The 20,726-nt window shown below is 46.9% G+C and carries 16 protein-coding genes and 1 pseudogene; 1 reads left to right on the top strand and 16 read right to left on the bottom strand.

What is annotated here, in order from left to right; genetic code table 11:
- Positions 1–46: 46 nt before the first annotated feature.
- From DYE26_RS04765 to DYE26_RS04725, 9 genes are all read right to left on the bottom strand, one after another.
- Entirely contained in the window at positions 47–1,768 is a 1,722-nt protein-coding gene (locus DYE26_RS04765) for an extracellular solute-binding protein (protein ID WP_082207756.1), read from the bottom strand.
- Positions 1,769–2,011: 243 nt separating this feature from the next.
- The gene (gene xynC, locus DYE26_RS04760; protein ID WP_036622637.1) at positions 2,012–3,355 is read right to left on the bottom strand and encodes a glucuronoarabinoxylan endo-1,4-beta-xylanase XynC; all 1,344 of its coding nucleotides are present in this window, start codon (positions 3,353–3,355) and stop codon (positions 2,012–2,014) included.
- A 373-nt stretch (positions 3,356–3,728) separates the two neighbouring features.
- On the bottom strand, positions 3,729–3,911 hold the full coding sequence (locus DYE26_RS04755; protein WP_036622635.1) for a hypothetical protein: 183 nt from the start codon (positions 3,909–3,911) through the stop codon (positions 3,729–3,731).
- 298 nt (positions 3,912–4,209) lie between these two features.
- Positions 4,210–4,977: an alpha/beta hydrolase gene (locus tag DYE26_RS04750; RefSeq protein ID WP_036622633.1), complete on the bottom strand. Its 768-nt coding sequence runs from the start codon at positions 4,975–4,977 to the stop codon at positions 4,210–4,212.
- A 131-nt stretch (positions 4,978–5,108) separates the two neighbouring features.
- Positions 5,109–6,056: a carbohydrate ABC transporter permease gene (locus DYE26_RS04745; protein ID WP_036622631.1), complete on the bottom strand. Its 948-nt coding sequence runs from the start codon at positions 6,054–6,056 to the stop codon at positions 5,109–5,111.
- Between the two features lie 17 nt (positions 6,057–6,073).
- Entirely contained in the window at positions 6,074–7,048 is a 975-nt protein-coding gene (locus DYE26_RS04740; RefSeq protein WP_036622629.1) for an ABC transporter permease, read from the bottom strand.
- Between the two features lie 36 nt (positions 7,049–7,084).
- On the bottom strand, positions 7,085–8,785 hold the full coding sequence (locus DYE26_RS04735) for a type 2 periplasmic-binding domain-containing protein (protein WP_036622627.1): 1,701 nt from the start codon (positions 8,783–8,785) through the stop codon (positions 7,085–7,087).
- 124 nt (positions 8,786–8,909) lie between these two features.
- Positions 8,910–10,658 carry a sensor histidine kinase gene (locus DYE26_RS04730; RefSeq protein WP_036622625.1) on the bottom strand — a complete coding sequence of 583 codons (1,749 nt, stop codon included), beginning with the start codon at positions 10,656–10,658 and terminating at the stop codon, positions 8,910–8,912.
- Positions 10,659–10,677: 19 nt separating this feature from the next.
- Positions 10,678–12,249, bottom strand: coding sequence for a response regulator (locus DYE26_RS04725; protein WP_036622623.1), 1,572 nt, complete (start codon positions 12,247–12,249; stop codon positions 10,678–10,680).
- Between the two features lie 118 nt (positions 12,250–12,367).
- On the opposite strand from DYE26_RS04725, the gene DYE26_RS04720 reads away from it, so the two are divergent.
- Positions 12,368–13,510: a family 8 glycosyl hydrolase gene (locus DYE26_RS04720; protein WP_036622621.1), complete on the top strand. Its 1,143-nt coding sequence runs from the start codon at positions 12,368–12,370 to the stop codon at positions 13,508–13,510.
- Between the two features lie 629 nt (positions 13,511–14,139).
- On the opposite strand, the gene DYE26_RS04715 is transcribed toward DYE26_RS04720, so the two are convergent.
- The 7 genes and pseudogenes from DYE26_RS04715 to DYE26_RS04690 form a co-directional block, all read right to left on the bottom strand.
- Positions 14,140–15,522: a helix-turn-helix domain-containing protein gene (locus tag DYE26_RS04715; protein WP_036622619.1), complete on the bottom strand. Its 1,383-nt coding sequence runs from the start codon at positions 15,520–15,522 to the stop codon at positions 14,140–14,142.
- A 135-nt stretch (positions 15,523–15,657) separates the two neighbouring features.
- A pseudogene (locus DYE26_RS34770) lies at positions 15,658–15,861 on the bottom strand (4-hydroxyphenylacetate 3-hydroxylase C-terminal domain-containing protein); the annotation flags it as partial.
- A gap of 28 nt (positions 15,862–15,889) precedes the next feature.
- Positions 15,890–17,305, bottom strand: a complete 1,416-nt coding sequence (locus tag DYE26_RS04710; protein ID WP_036622617.1) for a PQQ-dependent sugar dehydrogenase — start codon at positions 17,303–17,305, stop codon at positions 15,890–15,892.
- 416 nt (positions 17,306–17,721) lie between these two features.
- Positions 17,722–18,030 carry a hypothetical protein gene (locus tag DYE26_RS33725; RefSeq protein WP_036622615.1) on the bottom strand — a complete coding sequence of 103 codons (309 nt, stop codon included), beginning with the start codon at positions 18,028–18,030 and terminating at the stop codon, positions 17,722–17,724.
- Positions 18,031–18,185: 155 nt separating this feature from the next.
- A complete protein-coding gene (locus DYE26_RS04700; protein ID WP_036622612.1) occupies positions 18,186–19,061 on the bottom strand; it encodes a hypothetical protein in 876 nt (291 codons plus the stop codon).
- A gap of 1 nt (position 19,062) precedes the next feature.
- On the bottom strand, positions 19,063–19,896 hold the full coding sequence (locus tag DYE26_RS04695) for a CdiA C-terminal domain-containing protein (RefSeq protein WP_051985416.1): 834 nt from the start codon (positions 19,894–19,896) through the stop codon (positions 19,063–19,065).
- A 355-nt stretch (positions 19,897–20,251) separates the two neighbouring features.
- Complete coding sequence (locus tag DYE26_RS04690) at positions 20,252–20,707, bottom strand: DUF4274 domain-containing protein (RefSeq protein WP_036622610.1); 456 nt, start codon at positions 20,705–20,707, stop codon at positions 20,252–20,254.
- Positions 20,708–20,726: the final 19 nt, after the last annotated feature.

Raw genomic sequence — 20,726 nt, 5'->3', positions numbered from 1 at the left:
GAGTAGGGCCAAGGGAGAGCAATAGCCCCCCTCCGGCCCGGAATCGTTACTTCGTAGTTTCATACCATTCGTTGACTTCCTGGGTAATTTGGTCACCGCCAAGCTTTTTCCAATCGGCCACGAACTGATCGAATTTATCGATGGGATCCCCTAATATGATCTTGACGAACACCTCGTTTTGCAGCTTTTCGAGCGTCGCTTTGCGTTCCACCATGGTCGGAGTCGGGGCGCCGACAAATTTTTCCCGCAGAAACTGATTGTTTTTGTCGTAATGATCGGCGATTCCCATGGAGCCTTCTTCTCCATAAATCCGTTCCCAGCCCCATAATGCAAACCCATCCGACGATCCCGACGCGTAGGCTTCCAGTTTTTCTTGAATCGTCTTGGCCTCCCCGGTCAGTGTGGAGAAATCACCGGCTTTGCGCGCGGCATCAATCGCCCGGAAGGCGTCTACGTTTTTCTTAACCGGATACGGCGTAACGGGCGAGAGCTGCCATACGCTTTCGGCCTCCGGCGGCGCAAAATACTTATCGAACTCCGCGGTCTCGCCCCAGTTTTTCTCCAGATGCAAATTGAACATTTTGATCACCGCTTCAGGATGAGCGGCGCCCTTCTTAACGGCGAAGAAACGGGTAGTGCTGAATTTAAGCGGCACCTTCGGGGTCTCGCCCGACTCCGATACAATCGGGAAAGCCTGCCATTGCGCGTTCGGATCATTATCGCGGTTAAGCTGAAGCGGCCATATAGAATTCCATTGCTCGCCGTACTCCATCCCGATCTTTCCGGCGGAGATCTGTTCGGACACCTTGCCCCCGTCTTTGACCCCGAATTCCTGGTCGATCTGGCCGTTTTTGGCCATATCCTGCAGCACCTGAAGCGCCTTTTTCACTTCCGGCTGAGTGCTGCCAAACACGAGTTTGCCCGAGGCGTCTTCCACCCAAATGTTAGGGTAGGCATCGTATCCGGCCATAAAACCTTCAAGTCCCATCGCCCCGCCCCACAAATCTTTCGTCACGCCAAGACCGAAGGTATCCTTCTTGCCATTCCCGTCCGGATCGCCCTCCGTAAACGCTTTCGAAATCGCCAGCACGTCGGCCATCGTTTTCGGCGGCTTCAAGCCTAATTTATCCAGCCAATCGGTACGAATCCAAATGTACATCGCCCGTTCCATGGAAGATTCCAGCTGGGGAACCGCCATCAACTTTCCGTCGAACGTAGCGGCATCGAACACACTTGTTCCTTCTTCCGAGAGCACTTTTTTCGTAAAAGGAGACGCGTACTTTTCGTATAACTCCGTCATGTCCTCGATTTGGTCGGAATCGGCCAATTGCTTGAGCTGCGTGGCATTCACCGGGATGACGTCCGGCAGGTCGCCGGAAGCCAAAGTAACGTTGATTTTCTGCAGATATTGATCGGAAGTCGGGCTGCCCTTGACGACCCAGTCGTATTTGATCTTGATGCCAAGCTCGTCCTCGTACAATTGGGTCCAGCGATTGTTGTCGATCGTTTCGCCCTTCAGCACGCCAAGCACATTGTTCTCCACAACATCGCTCAAATCTCTGACGAATGATACTTCGATCGCCGGATCGTATTTGCCGAGCGGGCCGTCATCCGCGGCGGAGGCCTGGTTCTGGTTATCCTTTGAAGCTCCGCCCGGATCCCCGTTTGCCCCGTCCCCGCCCCCGCCCGAGCATGCGGCAAGCATAAGCGAAGCCAGCACTATTACGGAGAGACCTTTTAACCACACTGAGCTATTTTTGGTCCTCATTTTCATTTTCATCCCCCAGTTCAATTGTATTCGCCTTCCATTTGGTTACGCTTTCATTATGCATTGGCGCACATTTCGCGACAACGTTCATCTTTTTACTTTACTTCTCCTTCATTTACCGAAACCCATCGACCTACCGTACATGATTATCTTCCTTGCAGAATTTAAAAAAGGGCTGCCCCTTAGGTCAATGTTTCACGACCTTTTGGGACAACCTCTTAATCTGCTTCTTTTTCAGGAGGTTTAACGTAGGTTATCTACGACAGCGTCAGGCAAGGTTGTGTCTGTCTCAGCTTCATTGGCTGCGCTTCTGCCTGAAGCTGTACCAAGATCAGCTACGAAGGTGGTCACGCTTTGGGCTGGGAGATGAGCCCAGAAATTCTCGCCCGTCACCGTAAGCTCCGTTCCGGGTTGAAGATTGCTGCTGCTGTTCGTGATCCATCGGGATACTTTCGAAACCGATCCATTCCGCAGGACAAAGTTCTGATTAACCCCGGAGCCGCTCCTGTTAATGGCAACGATAACGATTTTGTTGTTACCTTTATAGGCAGATACGTAAACGTTCGTTTCAGGATTTTTCGTGGCATCCACCCTAACATAGCCGGGACGGACGAATTTGGAGAAATGAGCCATATTATAACCGCGTTTGCTGATTGTGCCGTCTTCCTTCATCGGACCGTATGATCTGCGGATATACCACCATACGTAAGCCTGAAAATCTCCCTCTACCATCGCATTGTGGATATGATAGGACACATCCAAGGCTTCGGGCCAGCGATCCGCCGAGTTGTTGTCGCTGTTCGGGTAATATACTTCCGTCATCCAGAGTTCTTTTCCCGCTCCTTTTTGTTTGAATAGCGGATAAGCGAAATTGCTGATCTGGGTACCGTATAGATGCGCACCAAGAATATCCATATTGGCAAGCGCCTGCGAATCGTTCAAAATCGGGTCCGACATATTTTTCAGATACTGGAACGATTCCGGCGCGATCACTCTGGCATTAATGGAACCGGCGTTTTCTTTCATGAAGCGAAGCATTTCCTGGGGAGTCCACCACGTCCAGTCATGCGCATAATCGGGTTCGTTTTGTACGGAAATCGCATACAGATTCACGCCATTATTCCTCATATAAGTCACGAAATCATTAAGGTGCTGGGCATACGCAGCGTACTTGTCGTAACGGAGCCGTTTTGCCGACGTATCACCGTTGCGGTTGAAGGTCTCTACCATGTCGGCGGGCGGGTTCCATGGCGACGCAAACACGATGGCTCCGAGGGCGATGGCTCGTTTGGCCGTTTCCAATTCCCGGTACCACTGATTGCGGTCATCATGCACATAGATTCTTAAGATCGAGAAACCTAACTGGTTATTTCCGTTTCCGAAAGCGGTTTCTCTTTGTGCCGCCGTCAAATCTCCGATCCAAGCCGGGTGGTTGATGCCTCCGAAACCGCGAATCACTTGTTTTTCCGCCGATACATTCACGACGGCGTCGCTGGCTGCGGCAACATCGCCCGGCGCTACCATGAGGGTCAATGCTATTACAAGGGCCGAACCTGCACAAATAGCTTTCTTAAACCGTGAAATCATAAATCTGCTCCTCCCTAATTTTTTCGGATCCAAATCTGGACGCACTCGATTGAATAAATATACGGCCTATCAACCTCCTTAAAAAAACATATAATAGTAATTTATTACATTTTTACAATTTCACTATAAATGGATTAGCGATAAAATTTAATAGAATTTTTTTTGATTTTATTGAACTTTCTTTTGAAATATTGATTTAGTGGTTAGCAGATCAATATCCACTGTCCGGACGCTTTGCACGATTATACCGTTTGATCATGAAGCAGAGCTGACGGGAGGGATGGGGCAAGACACCGGGAAAAATGAAAAGACCGTGAGCCTACTGCAGCCTGAATCCGATTGCAGCAACGACTGCACCGTTCAAGCACTTCTATCAGGCTGCAGCCGCAAGGGGCTGATTCGGTTGGCGCGCGATCAGCCGGCGGTAAGAGATCGCCGGAATCGCCACACAGATACGCAGTAACTTCTGCCGCATCGTTTCTTCCGCTCCGGGCAGGCGCAGCCGACGGCGTCCGGCGTACTCGTTCAGGTACGCCTGCAGATGTTTCAGTCCCAAAGCTACATACGTACTCTTCAGCCGATTCCCACGCCTCTCTCACCACTTTCCGCAAGGGCGCATACAGCCGATAGGCTAGAGGAAACGACTCTACCCCCGATGTACGGACATCTGGATCCCTTATCCTTGCCCCCAACCCCTGCCCCCTGAACGAAGGGGATAATCGTGCAAAGCAGCATGCAGGGACACCAAGACACGAACGCTATAAATAGACAGTCCCCTCAGTCCTCAGTACGGCAGCCTCGAATCAATAGAGCTAAAGTCATAATTTATTTCGTCAGCCGCTCCTTCTCATTGTTTAAACTTTAAACAGCAGTTGGGAAAAATAGTACAGATCGTTTTTCCACACGGGCCAATCGTGTCCGCCGCTTTCCTCAACCCAAATGTGAGGCACACCGTGCTCCGCCAAATAAGCGTGCGTCCGTTCGCTGATATGCTTGAGATTATCCTGATCCCCGCAAGAAAGCCACAGCAGTCTGAGAAGGGCCGCCGCCTGCGGATTCGGAACGAGTTGCTCGGGAGCTTTTGTATTGGGGGCCGGGGAAAAAGCCCCGATCCAGGCGAAGCGGTCGAGATGCTTCAATCCTATGTTCAAGGACTGCCCGCCGCCCATGGATAAACCTGCAATCGCGCGGCTCCCCTGATCAGTAGATACCAGGTAGTTCGATTCAATAAAAGGGATCAGATCATGGAGCAAATCAAATTCGAACCTCTCAAACGCCTGGATCTTTTCGGGGGCGAAAATGTCTCCCACCGGACGGTCGTCCGGCATGGCGCGTCCGTTGGGCAAAACGACGATCATAGGCGCGAGCTTGTTGTCCGCGTAAAGATTGTCAAGGATGATATGGGGCTGCCCATGGTTGAACCATTCATTTTCATCCCCGCCTATGCCATGCAAAAGATACAATACGTTATACATTTGGTTTCCGGAATATCCGGGCGGAGTATATATCCTCGTTTTGCGAGGGGTCCCTACCGCTCCGGAGAAATATTCCACCACTTCGACATTGCCGCGGGCTATGTTTTCCCTGTACCGGTCGTATCCGTCAGGAGCTGTTGTTCTCATTTCATTCTCTCCTTTCGTTTTTCTCAAAGCGAATTCTTAACGGCGCATATCCAAATCCCAGGATCGTAAATCGATTATGCTCACGGCCTTGATCATATCACGATAAGCATGCGACTCCCGCGGCGGCTTGATCACCCTTTAACCCCGCCGACCATCATGCCTTTGACGAAATATTTTTGCAAGAAAGGGTACACCATGATAATGGGGACGGAGGCGACCATCGTCATCGTGGCGCGAACGGACAACGGTGTAACGGTGTTTTGCTGCGCCCCGCTGGCGCCCTGGATCATCCCGTCCAGGCTCGAAGTTCCCGAAGTCGTATTGGAATTCTGCAAAATTTTCTGCAGTTCATACTGCAGTGTGCTTAATTCAATGTGCGAAGAATTGTACAAAAACACGTCAAACCAGGAGTTCCACTGAAAGACGCCCGAGAACAAGGCAACCGTAGCCAAAACCGGCGTTGTCAACGGCAATACGATGCTGAAAAAAGTTCTGTAATCGCCCGCTCCGTCAATCCGTCCCGATTCCAGAATGCTCTCGGGGAGGTTCTCAATAAAGGATCGGATGATGATCAGGTTGAACACGCCGATTAATCCGGGCAGGATGTATACCCAGAAGTTGCCCACGAGTTGCAAATCCCTCATCAGCAAATAGTTGGGGATCAACCCGCCGTTAAAATACATGGTTAAAATAAAGGCGACCGTAATAAATTTGCGGAGCACGAAATCCTGCCTGCTGATCGAATAAGCCACCATGGCGGAGCAAAACACCGTAGCCACCGTACCGATGATCGTACGCAATATCGAGACGAGCGTGGCGTGAAATATCGTGGCTTCCCTGAAAATATATTTGTAATTTTCCAGCGTCCAGATCCTCGGAAGCAAGTAAATCCCGCCTTTGAGCGAATCTTGAGCGCTGTTTAGCGACACGGCCAGAACATTTATAAACGGATACAGCGTCACGGCCATCAATAGAACCATAAAAATGTAATTGCAGATATCAAAAATACGGTCAGCGCCGGAAGATTTGATTCGCGTATTCTTAACCCTTCTCGCAGCGCTTGCGGATTTTTGATCCATTGGCTTTGCCTCCTTCTCTAGAAAAGCCTGGCTTCGCCCGCCCGTTTCGCGATATGGTTGGCGAAGAACAGCAAGATGAAGCTGACCACCGTCTTGAACATGCCGGCCGCGATGGATAGCGAGAAGTTGCTTTGGGCGATGCCGTATTTCAATACGAATATGTCAATGTTCTCGGAATAATCCACGTTCATGCCGTTACCCAGCAAATATTGGGGCTCGAATCCCGATTCCAGCAAATAGCCGATATTCATAATTAAAAGGACGACAACGACGGATTTAATGCCCGGCAATGTAATATAGATCATCCGTTTAAACCTGCTGGCGCCGTCGATTTCGGCGGCTTCGTATTGCGCCGGATCAATCGTCGTTATCGCGGCCAAATACACGATCGTGTTCCAGCCGATATCTTTCCAGACGGAGCCGGCTCCAAATATTCCCCAAAAGTATTCGGGAATCCCCAAAAATAATATTTCGTTCCCCTTATCGACCAATCCCGTCCAGCTCAACAGCTGGTTGATGATTCCGTCGGGCGCGAGCGTCGTTTGAATGATGCTTGCGGCCACCACCCAAGAAATGAAATGGGGCAGGTAACTAATCGTTTGCACCGTCCGCTTAAATGCTACGTTCCGGAGTTCATTGAGCAGCAGCGCGAGCGTAATCGCCGTCACAAAGCCGAGAATCAAGTTGATGGAACTCATGGCCAGCGTATTTCGCAATACGCGCAAAAACCGCTCGTCTCCAAACAAAAATGTGAAGTGTTGAAATCCGACCCAGGTTTGATCCAAATACCCGCGCGCCGGTTTATAATCCTGGAAAGCAATCGTCCAGCCCCATAAAGGAACATATTTGAAAATGACCAACCAAATGAAAAAGGGGACGGTCATTACGGCCAAGGCGCGCTGCTGCACCAATTTTTTGCAAAACGGCCCGATCCCTTTCGGCTTTTTGCATGTCTCCGGCCCGGACGCGGCCAGCACCGAATCAGTCTCCATACCATTCTCTCCTCCCCGGCCTTCCGGTAGAATCGATTATTTACCGCCGGTAACGATTTTGACTTTCTCCTGCGCTTGCTCCGTCGTCCACTTTTCATAACCGGCCGTGTCAAGCTTGCCGAATTCGTTCAAGTATTCGCTCCACACCGATTCGAACTTATCCGGCGTTGCAAGCACGAGTTTCGGGAAGTATTTTTTGGTCAATTCATCCTTGGCCGTTTCCCACAGCTGCTGCGGCGAATTTTGTTCCTTGGCGAATCCCCAGGCAGGATACCAAGGGCGGAACTTCGGGGTCGCGAACATTTGGCTGTAAGTTTGCACGCCGTATTTGTCCAAAATGGCCTTATCGGCCTGCGTCAAGCTCATTTGGAATACTTCGGGCTGGTAAGCCACGCTTTTGGCATTCCCGCTCGCGAGCGTGGAATTGGCGTTGTACATCGGCCAGTTCCAATTGTAATATTTAAAGCCGAACTTCTCGTTAAAAGCTTCGTCGATCATGTTGATCTGTTCCTGTGTCCGGTAAAAGCGGCCTTGTTCGTTAACTTCATAGGTTTCGCCTTCAATGCCCCAAGACAACAGGGTTTGGTTATCCTCCGTCAGCATATTGTCGAAATATTGGATGATTCTTGCCGGGTCCTTCGCGCTGACCGTAATACCGATGCCGCGGTTCGTTGCCAATCCGCCTTCGGCGTCGACATACGCATCCGGCGTGTTCTCGTCAAAGGTAACGGGGAGCGGGAAGTAGTTGTAAGCGTCCTGGGCGGGATCCTTGCGGGCTGCGTCCTTAAGGACGTTGAGTGCATTTCCCGCCTGCCAGCGGTAATCAAAAAAGCCCAGCACTTTATGGGAGGTTAATTTGGCGATGTATTGATCGTAATTGTCCACGAAAGAAGCCTTGTCGAACAGACCTTCCGCATTTAACTCGTTCAGCGTCTTCAGCCATCTTTTCGTCGCCTCGGAAGCCGCGTACGTCTTGGCTTCAAAGGTTTCCGGATCGACGATGACTTCGCCGTCGTTCGGGTAACCCATGAGGTGCATCGGCGGATTGGATGTCGCAAAAAATCTCCAGTCATGCGTGAGGGTGATCATGCCCGTCAAATCTTCATCCTTATGCTTCTCGGCATAGTTTCTGATCAGTTCAATATATTGATCCAGCGTGTTGACTTTCGGATAACCGGCCTCGGCCAAGACGCGGCGCTGAATCCAAAATGCGGCTCCGGGCTCCGGGTCCGGAACGAAGTCGCCGACCTGCACGGCGATCGGAAGGAAATAAAGCTTGCCGTCTTCAGCTCTCAGCTGGTCAAAATATGGCCCGAATACCCGTTTGATATTCGGGCCGTGCTCCTCGATCAAATCGTCAAGCGGGATAAATACGCCTGCGTTCAATACGCTTTCCATCGCCGCATCCGGAATCAGCACGTCCGGATACTCGTTCGCGGCGATCATCGTACCGATTTTCGTATTCAGGTCGCCGACCAGAAACTCCAGTTTGAAATTGACTCCCGTTTGGTCTTCCAGTATTTTTCCAAGGGTGGTCTCGTTTGTATTCCGGTCCTTGGATCCGGCTACGCCATTAAAGATCGTAAAGGTGACCTTGTCCTGTTTGTTGCTTTCTTCCGGGTTGTTGCCTGTCTCGCCCACGGCATTATGGTTGTTTTTGCCGCCGGAACAAGCGGAGACTACAGACAACAGCAATGCTGCGACCAGAAAGAGAAGCCAAAATTTCTTTTTTGTCAAAACCGATCTGCCCCTTTCGTTTGTTGAGTGGTATTTACAGGAACAGTATAAAATCGTTTTCAATGTTGGGTTACCCGGAGAACTATAGAGCTTCCTGTAAAAATTTCAGTATTTGTTTCGGCGCTCAACTCTTTTCGTTCGGGATTGCGAGCATGACGCAGGTCCCTTCTCCCGGACGGCTGTTCAGCGAAAAACGGATCTTCTCCCCGTAGATTATTTTCGTGCGGTATATCGCGTTTTGAACACCGATGCGTTCGCCCATGGTTTCCTCGGCCTCCAGGTAACGGTACAGCTTGTTGACCGTTGCATCGTCCATTCCGATCCCGTTGTCTCTGACGGTAAAAGTCAGTTCATCTTCCGTAGCGTCGATGCGAATCTCGATCATCCCTCCGTGTTTCAGCGGCTCGATGCCGTGGATACAGGCATTCTCAACGAAAGGAAGGAACGCCATTTTCGGCACCAGGCATTCATACGCTTCCGGCGCGACGGCGATCCGGCAGTCCAGCTTGTCCTCGAAGCGATATTTCTGAATGTCCAAGAAGCATAAAATAAACTCCAGCTCTTCCTTCACCGAAACCAGGTCTTTGTTCCAGGTCAAGGAGCCTCGGAAGAATTTGGCCATGCTATGGATGATCTTCGCGGTATCGCGCTCTTTTTTCAGCAAACTTCTCATCCGGATCGTTTCCAGGGCATTGAACAGAAAATGGGGATTCATTTGGCTTTGCAATGCATTCAACTGCGCCTTCCGGCGCTCCAGCTCCAACGATTTCTTCTGAATTTCCGCCAGGTACACGTCATGGATCAAGCTTTTGATCTGCAGGATCATCCGGTTGAATTCCAGCGTCAATTGACCGATCTCGTCCTTATAGGCCTCGCCCTGAATCGGTTCAAAACTTTGGCTTTTTACTTTTTTCATCTGCTTCAGGATTTGGATGATGCGCAGGTTAATCGACCGGGTGATGATAAGAATAATTATGGTCGGAATGATCATCATCACGCCGCCGGACCATAAAATAAAATCGCGCGAATCGCGGACTTCTTTAACGATTTCGTCTTCGCTGACGATGCCGGCGATCTTCCATCCTTCCAGATAGCTGACTCCCCGGTATTCCTTCACGAACCGGATCGTTTTGTCCGATCCGAGCGAGGCGAACGCGGTTTCATTCCCGCCCTGCCAGTCGATTTCCCCGTTTGTCGTGTACTCGATCCCGCCGTCCGGGTTGATCAGATACATATCTCCCTGCACGTTTAAGTTCGAAAACAGAGACACCAGATCGATCGTTTTAAAATCGATTTTGAGCAGCTTTTCCTTTGACATCCGGTTCGCAAAATAGTCCAGACGCCGGATCAGCGAGAAACTGGCGAAATGCCCGTCATCCGTTTTCGTGCGCGCAAACACAGGCTGGGTCCGATCGCTGCCCGCCGCCATTCGATACCAATCCTCCGACCTGATATCATCCGACAGGTAGCCGATGTTTCCGGAATTCAGCAGCGTCGGGTTGTTCACGTAAATCATCATGTTCTGGAGATACAGGGAAACGGGGTGATAACTGTTCAGCACCCGTCTTAAATAATCGTCATAAGCTTCGACGTAATCTTCCGTATTGGCAAAATTCCGCTCCAGAATTTCATTGGTCTTGAGGTCGGCGTAAAAAAATGAGGACAAGCCCACCGCATCGTCAACCTGGGAGCGGAATTCGTTTTTGATTTGCTCCACCGCCAGGTCGATATCCTTGATTCTCCCCTCCCTGACATTATTCGAGATGAGACTATAAAAAATAGCGTTGGTCACGATCATCGGCGTAAAGATGCAAAGAAAATAGACCAGCAGCATCTTGTTCCTTAGCCGGGTATTATGAAGCAGTCGGTTCATCGCGCGCCGCCCCCTTCCGCTACCGATGGCTCATGCGATTGCGGTATTCCGTGGGAGTCATCTTCTCGACCTTCTCGAACTGGGAGACAAAATACTCGGCGCTGTTGAATCCGACCCGCTCGGCGATTTCATAAACGCGCATATCCTTTTGCCTCATCAGTTTTTTGGCCTCTTCGATGCGCAGCAGCAGCAAATATTCGTTAAAATAAACGCCATAATGCTTCTTGAACAATTGCCCGATGTACGCAGGGTTCATGAAGAACTGCGCCGCAAGGCTTTTTAAGCTCAAATTTTGCTGGAAGTGCTGGTCCACGTACGATTTAATTTTGTGAATTCCGCTCTTGCCGCTGGAATTATAAAGCTGTTTGACGAGTTCCGCGGCTTCGGACGCGAATTCGCCAAATAATCCGCGCAATTCTTCCAATGTGAGATTATAATCGTGCCAGCCCAGAATCGCCTCGATCAGGCCGAGTTCCTTCTCGTCGCCTTCCACGCTTCTGACGGAGTGCACGATGCCCAGAACACATTGCATGATCGATGTTTTGATCGCTTCGATAGAGAAGTTCCGCTCCAGAAAATCCGCAAAGATGCGGTCGATGGCGCTTCGAATGCCGTCCCTGTCCGATGCTTCGACCGCTTCGATCAAAGCGTGGATCGACGGTTCGCGAAGATGCAAATAGTTCAGTTCCGCGCCGGCGATGTCCGAGTATAGCAGCGCATGGGTGTTGTGACGGAGCCATTTGTGCTGCATCGTTTCCTTCGCGCTGATATAGGAGAACCTCAACCGGTTTAAGGATTCGACGGATTGGCCGGCATAGATTCGCAGTTCCAGGGCGAAAGCATCCTTCAGCCGCCGAAGCGCGGACCGCATAAAAAGACGGATATCTCCGCCGAAAGGGATGAGGTACGTATCCGGCACAATGAAGCCGTACGTGCGGCGATGCTCATACACGATCGGCGGCGAAGCGGCAGCGCCGAGTTCTTGCACCGTTTCCCGGATGGCTTCCATTAGCCGGTCTCTTGCCGGGCAAACCGCATTTTTCCATGGTACGACATTGTTAACCTCCAGCAATATATAAGAAAACGCTTTCGCATCAGCGAAAAACGAAACCTGCCCCCACTCATCCAACGCCGTCTCGTCGATCTCGTCCCGCAGCAGGGTTTCGATCAGTTTTTCGCCCATCTGCCTGCGGTTTTGATCCCGCAACCGTTGTTTTGCCGACAGCTTGTCTCTAAGCTTAACGAGCGCTTGCTGAATATCGTCCGGATCGATGGGCTTGAGCACATAATCCTGCACGCCGAACCGCACCGCCTGCTGGGCATAGCGGAAATCGTTATGCCCGCTGATGATGACGAATTCCGTTTCCAACTGCAGCTTGCTCGCGGCCTCGATCAATTCGAGCCCGTCCAGCACCGGCATACGGATGTCGGTCACGACCAGATCCGGTTTTTTCGCCTGGATGATCGCCAGGGCGTCTTCTCCGTTATCGGACTCGTCAATCACTTTAAAGCCGCTGCTTTCCCAATCGATCATTTCGATTAAGCCTTTCCGGACAAACAACTCATCGTCCACAATAATGACGGAATACATTCAGACCCCTCCTTATGAAGAATTGTAATTACTATACTTTTTCGAGAAAACGCTTTAATTTATTTACCTCCTATTGTGCTATAATATAGCAAAAATAGAAAATATGGAGGATTTTTCTATGCCAATTATCCAACAAGGCGCTTTTTATACGAAAGAATACAGGAACCTGTTCAAGGAGCTCGGCTATCCCAAAGCGGACATCGAGGCTAGGCTCGAGCGGACATGGACCGATTTGTTTTATGGAGATCCGGATGTGCGGATCTATTATCAGTTGGGCGACGATAAAGGCTATATTCTCGATACCGGCAATCTGGACGTTCGGACGGAAGGGATGTCCTACGGGATGATGATGGCCGTGCAAATGAACAAAAAAGAAGAGTTTGACCGGTTGTGGAACTTCTCGAAGACGTTTATGCAGCACAAAGAAGGCCGTTACGCCCATTACTTTGCCTGGCATTGCAAGCCTGACGGCACCCGCATCTCCCAGGGGCCCGCGCCGGACGGGGAAGAATATTTCGCAATGGCCCTGTTTTTCGCCGCAAGCCGTTGGGGAGACGGGCCGGAACCTTATAACTATTCCGAGCAGGCGCGAACGATTTTGCGCGCATGCGTACATCAGGGCGAAGCCGGCGACGGCGATCCGATGTGGGACCCGGAAACGAAATTAATCAAATTCGTACCGGAATCCCCTTTCAGCGATCCGTCTTACCACCTGCCGCATTTTTACGATTTGTTCGCCCTTCGGGCCGACGAGCGGGACGGTGCGTTTTGGAAACAAGCTGCGGATGCCAGCCGCGCTTACCTTCACGCCGCATGCCATCCGGAAACCGGTCTTGCCCCCGAATACGCCAATTTTGACGGAACCCCGGCAGAGCCGCAGCCGCATGGCGATTTCCGTCATTTCTTCAGCGAGGCTTACCGGGTTGCCGCCAATATCGGGCTGGATTGGGCATGGTTCCGAAAAGATCCCTGGCAGGTCGGGCAATCCAACCGGATTCAAAGCTTTTTTCGGAACATTGAAGTTTCCGATTACCGCCGATATACCATAGACGGACAGCCCTTCGACGAACCGGCGCTGCACCCGATAGGACTGCTGGCGACCAACGCGATGACATCGCTCGCCGCCGACGGCCCGGAAGCGAGTCATTTTGTCCGTCTGCTTTGGAATACACCTTTGCGCACCGGCCAACGGCGTTATTACGACAACTGCCTGTATTTTTTTAGCCTTTTGGCCTTAAGCGGAAATTATCGGATTTACTGACGGGCCCGATTTATGCATTTTGAAGCGATTTCAGAGGCGACTTCGGAGGCGATTTTGTGGATCAGCTCCAGCGGTTGCAGTAAAGCGACGCCTCACCTGAGCATACCTGCTTCCAGCCCTAGCTTTCCTGGTCCATGTTGAATAGAATAGTTGCAAAATGTACATTTACTTATCCTGAAATGCTGCCACAGCGCTTGATTAAGTGTAAAACCTGCAATTACTCCGCTATCTTTTGAAGAATGAGGCTAAAATCAGGAAATAAATGTATGAAATGCAATTAAACAGATGATTGGGTGAATGGACGTAAAGTTAGTTGTACGATTTACAGTTAATGGGCAGAGCCAAGCCGGTCAAGCACACTTTTGCGTGTCAACCGGCCCGGCGAAATTAAATAGGAGCCGATTTGGGTTCTGCGAAAGTTGAAACATTAGTTTAGATGCGGGATTCATAAATGCATTAAAGCCGCAAAAAAAGACCAGCGAGGCCAATGATAGCCAAGTGGTCTTTTTTACAACTATAAAGTTTAATATTAACCAAAACCGTGACTATTCGTGGTGATAACGCCGGGGCTTTGCTGCTTTCCGATAGGGACTAGAGTAGTAACTGGGGCCGCCACAGCCGCCAATAAGCTACATGTAAATATCCATATAGCCAACTTTCTTTTCATTCAGTTTTTGCACCTCGCTAATTAAATTTTTATACCGCTCGTTTGCCGCTTCCGATGCAAAATTCCGGTATTGTTCAAATAGCCCTATACATTTTAGCATACCGTATCTGTTATAAATTTCAATCGCAAATGCTAAACTGTCCAGTACATACTCCAGTCCTTGGGCAAAAGCTTTTTTGTTTAAATAATACTCCCCTAAACCTGCCAACAAATTTGCGTATCGATCTCCGGTATATTGCTCGCTAATTTTCTTAATACGGTGGTGTTGCTCTTCATAAGTTAGATAAGATGTGTATTTTTCAAGCGCATCGTCGATGTTTATATCGAACTTGTTCGCAGCAGTCACGATCTCACATAAGGCAGGGAATACTTCATATTCCCTTGCGGAAATATATTCCAAATATTCCGAAAGAACTTCGACCTTGCCGGACACTAATTGATACATATGACGGTTGCCTTCAGCCCATTCTTGAAACTGCTCAATTACAGCCACCTCGTCTTCAGTGGGGTTCTTGACCCAACTGCAATCCGTATACAAGGAGACATAATGGAGTGCATTCTCATAATCTTCTAAAATAAAATGAGCTGCACCCAATGATAAATAAGAATAGAAAATGTAAAAAACAATTTGCTTTTGGGTTTCCGGTGATTTTTTGCTCCCGTTTAACTCATAATGAATGGTCGCTTTTATTTTCAGTTTTTCAGCTAATTCCTTTACCTTTTCCCAGTGACGTAATGAACCAAACACATTGATTAAATCATTCAGTGCATCCAGTTGATAGGGCTCGTCCAGCCGGTCGACAAAAGGCTCAAATTGCACGGTCAACAATAAATTCCGGTTCTGATCTTTAGACAGCCGCAACGTGAACAACCGGTATTGACACAGCGCCAGCCGTTCGGAATGCTGCTTCTGTTCACCTTCCGCTACGGCTTCATACAGCAAGATGGCCGCTTCTTGTTTGCCTTCATGAAAAAACTGCTCGGCCAAGTGAAAAAGTAGGGGTATGTAAGATAGGTTGTCCAACATCAACCGTATTGACCGCTCGATACAGTCCAGCTTGTTCAGTTCGGCGCAACGCCGCAAGAAGGGCCCAAGTCTGCGCCAATCGGGCGCGGCCTGAAAGAAACACTCGTCAACATACAAATCGTAAAAATAACCTTCGGGCAACCCCATCCCCTCCGTAATCCGGTCAAGCTGCTGCATGGCAATGGGACGATGGCCATTGATGATCCCGCTTAACGTCCCGGAATTGATCCCTGTAAGTTCGGTGAACTGATTAAGCGAGAGTCTCTTGTTTTTTAAATAATCCTCCAATTGAGAGCGAATCGTGCTTGCCGGCTTCATACGAACACCTCCTCTGTTCAATAATGGAATTATCAACCATATATTCCTAATGATATTGTTTATTGTAACATTGGTCAATAAATAATAAGGAAAAAAATGTGTCTGTTTCCATCGTAACCTTAGGTAACCCCCTCCTACCACATCTTCGATGATTCCTTTAATACGTGTCCAAGCCATGGGAGAAAACACTCTATATGCTGTCCCGTGTTCAACATTAAGAAGAACGGTGCCGTTAGGTCCTGGAGTTGGATCTTTAGCCATTGCGGTACTTATCGCCCAAAACATATTTCGCCAGGCAAGATCCTCCCTCCTCGGCGCAAAAAAGTCATATTCATCAATATGAGCTCTGGGTTATCCATTATACGGATTATGGAACAATTTCAAAAACAGTACCTTGATTAAAATCAGTCACTTTCATAGAGCCATGCACCCCTAAATATAGCCTGCTCTGATCCAGATTCGTCCCCAAACTAACATAATAAGCGGATTGAGACCCAAAGTTATAATTGGTTTCAATCACACCAAAATCACTTAGTTTGCAATCATATCTTATCCTAGTGTAAGCCAGAACCCCATTAACCGGAGGTCGAGATTCTTCTTTTCGGGCAAGATCGGTAAACACAACGCTTCCTTTTAAATCGGGGATTCCATTCCCCATATATGACTGGACTCCTGTAAGTGAAGTTCCTCCAAACTTATCGGGACGGGGGTCTTTATGAAAATAACTAGTTAAAGGCTGAAGACGCCTCGCTGAAGTTTTTACTGCTTCATTGTAATAAGCGATTGTTTTCTCATCCAAGATTGGGCTCGTGGGGCAATCTCTTATAATCGAAGTCGGAAAAGCACCTTCCCACCCTCGCCAGCCAAAATTAATAAATCCCTCCGAGTCAAGCTCAACTTTCATTAAAGAAGCTTGAATAAGCTGTGTAACCGGTATGGGTTTATAATGAGTGAATGAAAAAATCGACTCTACCAAACCTTGCCCGACATTTCCTACATATTTAATATACTGACTATAAGACCTTTGAAAGGAAACCCCCGGAATATTGCGAACCCCTTTAGCCATTGCCGTAAGCGTTTCCTGAATAGTTGATGGAAGTTCATTAAAACGTGTGACTACAGGCGGATTTTCGATAAGTGTATTCTTAGCCACATCGATTTCAATTATTTTTCCGGCGATTTCCATATCATCCTGACTTAAATTAAATGGGTCATAGCCCGCTCCGCCGTCTCCGGTTGTTAATATCAGTTTTCCATTTTCAGGTGAAAAGTTTAAACTATTGACGCCATTATGATTAAAAAATGGTCTTCTTATGTTAAGCAATGTCCGTCGTTTTTGAGGTTGCCCATTCGGCTGTAAAATCCATTCTTCAACGGTATCAATGTGATCATATTGCGTTTCCCTATTCATCCACTGTAAGTTTAAGGTTTCCGGATCACACGGGTCTGGCTTGAAAGGTTTAGGAAGAGCACCCGGACCTTGTGTTCCGGCCACAGAATAATGAAGATAAAACCGGCCGTTATAATAAAAATCGGGATGAAACGCCAGCCCTACTAATCCGCGTTCGTCATATCCGCCTCTAGAAGCACCTAGTTTTATGATTCGTGGGCGAATATCCAAAAAAGTCCTTATAACTCCGTTTCCTATGTAAAAGATCTCTCCTACCTGGGTTGCAATAAATAATCTTTCAATGGAGTCCCCCGGAAGCACAGCTGTTTTCATTACAGTCGGTAAATTTATCTTACTTACAATGGGCTGTAAACTAACCTTAACTTTTTTCAACTAGCTTTACACTCCCCCCTATTTTTTCTTTTAAAGAATATGAAAAGTACGGTTTCATTAGTACCAATATGCATGATCTTGCAAGGTGTTATTGATGCTTCAGTGAGAAATAATCCAGGAATGTGTACTTGCGTTGGTTTGTACGATATATATCATGGAGGTAATGAGTATTGTTTTGATTTATAAAATAAATAGAAAAAATGAAAAAGAAGATGATTACACGCTCATTTGTGATATTGAAGGTTTTATTGCTTCGTCGTGACTATAATAATCTTTTTTGCACCTTTCGACATCCCTATAGAATTCATCTATTAAATCTTGATATTGCCACGCCATATGAATTACCTCTTATTTTTTTGGAATTTTATTTCCATCATTATGAATAACTTCAACTCCATGATACAGACTTGATAAAACTATATATTCAATTTTTCACGGAGCGCTTTTTCTAAATATTCTTTAAAACTGCTTGCCATAATTTCTATTTCACCAAAATCAAAGTCAAAGACAATGATCCTTTTCATGAATTCGTTCTCCCTCATGATGCAGTGACGACATTTAGTTCTTCCTGGGCTTTCCACTTCCACCATAACAGATATTGACGCTGTACTTAGGAAGGGAAAAAGTAATCGAATTTGCTTGGTTTCATTTTTTTCTACCTCACTAATAATCATGGTATTAGATAGTTGCATATCCTCTAACATAAGTGAGTATTCTAGAGCCATCCCCTTATAAACCTCCATAACCCTAAACAAAAACGGTCGATATTGGTGGTTCTAACCATAATCGACCTGTTCAAGTAATGCTATTCTGTTAAAACTGTGTATATTTTTCTCATATAATTCTGTGCATACATCTTATACTAAAATACATGCGTCATTTAATTAAAATTAAACCCGTACAACAAATATGCTTCCTCTTCTTGGTCATTAACGGTTACTCTGCCATTTTTTCTTTCTAAAAGTACACTTTCTTTACGATATCCCCTCCAATACCCCTGCACTCTCGTTAATTGATAATCTCCAGCAAATCTGGTAGTAACGCTTTTAAAAAAGCTTAACATCTTCTTTAACCTCGCAACATCATCAGAAGTAAAAATATGATCGCACATTACATTTACTGCAGTTCGAACCTTAATAGCATGTATTTGTAAATCATCCCAAACGATAGTAATTCCAGGTGAGTCATCAGAATCTTCTACTACCCTAGCCTTGTCTTCATTCTCAGAGTCTTCTAAAATTTCTAGACTTTTCAGTTTGATTTCTTCTTTGGCAAAACTACCTTCGACTCGTAACACGAAATTTTTATATACTCCCAACTTATAAGAAAGATTTAATACCTTATGATCATCATTAAAAAAGTGGCTGTCTGCATATAAAACATTCCTTTTTCTTTCCAATACTCTATATTCTGAATCCATTAATAGCAAAGCATCTCCACTGCAACTTTTAAGCATATTACTTAAAAACTCTAGAAATTTCTTTTCTCCATCTGTATGTACACTGCAATACAAACTATAATTGATATGGAGATCATAGACCCTAGAAATGTTATTCACATCATAAAGCGAAGTACTGAAGCTGAAGAATGGACATTTAACATACAAATCATCTTCTTCACCTTCCTCACTTTCTTCTTGCTTTGTAAAGCTGAAATTCCCTTCGGATCCAGCAATGCATTTTACCTGATGCAGAAGAAAACTTTCAATTTCCTCTCTATTATGAAAATGGTTTTTAAAATAATACGTTATTTCCAATTTAATCTCCTTTCCAAAACCATCTTGTTATTTTACCATCTTTAACAACAAGTAACTCCTTCAAATTTTTCAAATCACCATTAGGGTTAGCTTTTCTCAGTATTCCTTGTTTTAAGTCGCCTATATCATCAACATTAAAGTCATCAAGATTTAAGATTATTCTATTTGCTTGTTTTTTCGTTTTCTTGTATATTTCTCTAACCTTATTATCTGATAAGATACCTTGAGGAGAATAACAATCAAATACATTACCCTCTATTATAAAGTCTGGGTTTGATTGAGGTGCTATTCCCCAGCCATTTCCACCAGGTATTTCTTTTAACGGTGTTATATCATATCCCTCAGCTTTTAAGAGTTTAAATGTATCTACCTCCCTTTCATATCCAGGATCTTTTCTCTTGGAATCGAACAACTTAAGCTCTTGATCTGTAACTTTTGAGCCTTTAGGTAATGATGGTTCTGTTAATTTATTGTGACTACCAACTTTTTCGATCCTCTCATCCGAACCCTTCCTTCTCTCCCTCTCATCTCCCCCGCCACCATGATGTTTCCGGTAATCATTATTATACTCCACCTCAAAATGACGTCCTAAGCCTCCGCCGCCATTACCTTCGAAGCCGAGGCGTCTTCCGCCCATGCCGCTCATCCAGCCTTGCAGGCTTAGGGAGAGGCCTTCCAGGATTTCCTCAAAAGCTTCCGCCGCTTGCTCCAAAGATTTCAAGCTTCCGGTTTTTAGCTTGCCGTCCCCCAGTTTGGGAACTCCGTGTTCATCGGTGAAAAATGACTTCCATTTTCCTGCGAGCCCCAGGCCTCCGGCTGCACCGGCCGCGCCCATTTCTGCGTTCCCCAGGGCCCGGCCTGCCGCACTTTTCGCTTTCAGCATACTAGATTTGGTTGCAAAGTCCCGGATTGTTTAAGCCAATGACGAAAGTAAACAAGCGACTTCCGGTAGGCTTCAATTCTCAGCGTATTCTTACGAGTTTTCGGAGCAAAAACCAACTTGAAAAAACCGTAAGAAAACGAAGATAACAAAAAACAGGTCTTTTATGGTGGTATCTGACCATAATTGACCTGTTTCGCATAACGCTATTACGTTAAATTAGGTATACTTTTTACAGACATTCAGTACGTACATCTTTATTCATGAAAACTTGGTTCATTCGGCACTGGGTAGCCCCACCCATGATATACTAGAGGACTGGAATTTCCACGTCATTACCAGGAGATTTATCCAATAAGACATCGGGAATATTAGGGTTTGATTTTCTCAGTTTGAAAACCTGTACTTTTGTTAATGGAGGAGCATAAGAAATACTCTTATCTGAGAAGTTGCCATCAAGTAATTTCTTGTACAAGTTGTTAATGAACTCTTTCCACTCCCCAAAAGAAGACCCCGAAATAGCATCATTTGATTCAAGTAAACGATAACCATCAGCACGATAAAACATTAGTAAACCAGTTCCAAAGTCACAATTTTCATTGTCCAGAATAGCCTTAGGAACTTCAAGTCCACTATTCCAGTTATAGTTAGCGGCAAATATATGTAGAAATATTGGATTCTTTATTTTTTTGACTCCTTCACGAATACTATGAATATCTTCATTGTATAACAGTTCTTTTAGATACTGTAATTCCTCGCTATTCATTATTATTTTCCATCCTTTC

Origin of the sequence: Paenibacillus macerans (genome assembly GCF_900454495.1) — a bacterium.
Classification (GTDB): Bacteria; Bacillota; Bacilli; order Paenibacillales; family Paenibacillaceae; genus Fontibacillus; species Fontibacillus macerans.
This window is presented reverse-complemented; position numbering and strand designations above follow the sequence as displayed.

What these genes read in the sequence shown, in the direction of transcription:
- DYE26_RS04695 (WP_051985416.1), bottom strand. Translation starts at nt 19,896, where the DNA reads ATGGGCGCGGCCGGTGCAGCCGGAGGCCTGGGGCTCGCAGGAAAATGG.
- DYE26_RS04715 (WP_036622619.1), bottom strand. Translation starts at nt 15,522, where the DNA reads ATGAAGCCGGCAAGCACGATTCGCTCTCAATTGGAGGATTATTTAAAA.
- xynC (WP_036622637.1), bottom strand. Translation starts at nt 3,355, where the DNA reads ATGATTTCACGGTTTAAGAAAGCTATTTGTGCAGGTTCGGCCCTTGTA.
- DYE26_RS04750 (WP_036622633.1), bottom strand. Translation starts at nt 4,977, where the DNA reads ATGAGAACAACAGCTCCTGACGGATACGACCGGTACAGGGAAAACATA.
- DYE26_RS04745 (WP_036622631.1), bottom strand. Translation starts at nt 6,056, where the DNA reads ATGGATCAAAAATCCGCAAGCGCTGCGAGAAGGGTTAAGAATACGCGA.
- DYE26_RS33725 (WP_036622615.1), bottom strand. Translation starts at nt 18,030, where the DNA reads ATGGCTCTAGAATACTCACTTATGTTAGAGGATATGCAACTATCTAAT.
- DYE26_RS04730 (WP_036622625.1), bottom strand. Translation starts at nt 10,658, where the DNA reads ATGAACCGACTGCTTCATAATACCCGGCTAAGGAACAAGATGCTGCTG.
- DYE26_RS04765 (WP_082207756.1), bottom strand. Translation starts at nt 1,768, where the DNA reads ATGAGGACCAAAAATAGCTCAGTGTGGTTAAAAGGTCTCTCCGTAATA.
- DYE26_RS04740 (WP_036622629.1), bottom strand. Translation starts at nt 7,048, where the DNA reads ATGGAGACTGATTCGGTGCTGGCCGCGTCCGGGCCGGAGACATGCAAA.
- DYE26_RS04725 (WP_036622623.1), bottom strand. Translation starts at nt 12,249, where the DNA reads ATGTATTCCGTCATTATTGTGGACGATGAGTTGTTTGTCCGGAAAGGC.
- DYE26_RS04720 (WP_036622621.1), top strand. Translation starts at nt 12,368, where the DNA reads ATGCCAATTATCCAACAAGGCGCTTTTTATACGAAAGAATACAGGAAC.
- DYE26_RS04690 (WP_036622610.1), bottom strand. Translation starts at nt 20,707, where the DNA reads ATGAATAGCGAGGAATTACAGTATCTAAAAGAACTGTTATACAATGAA.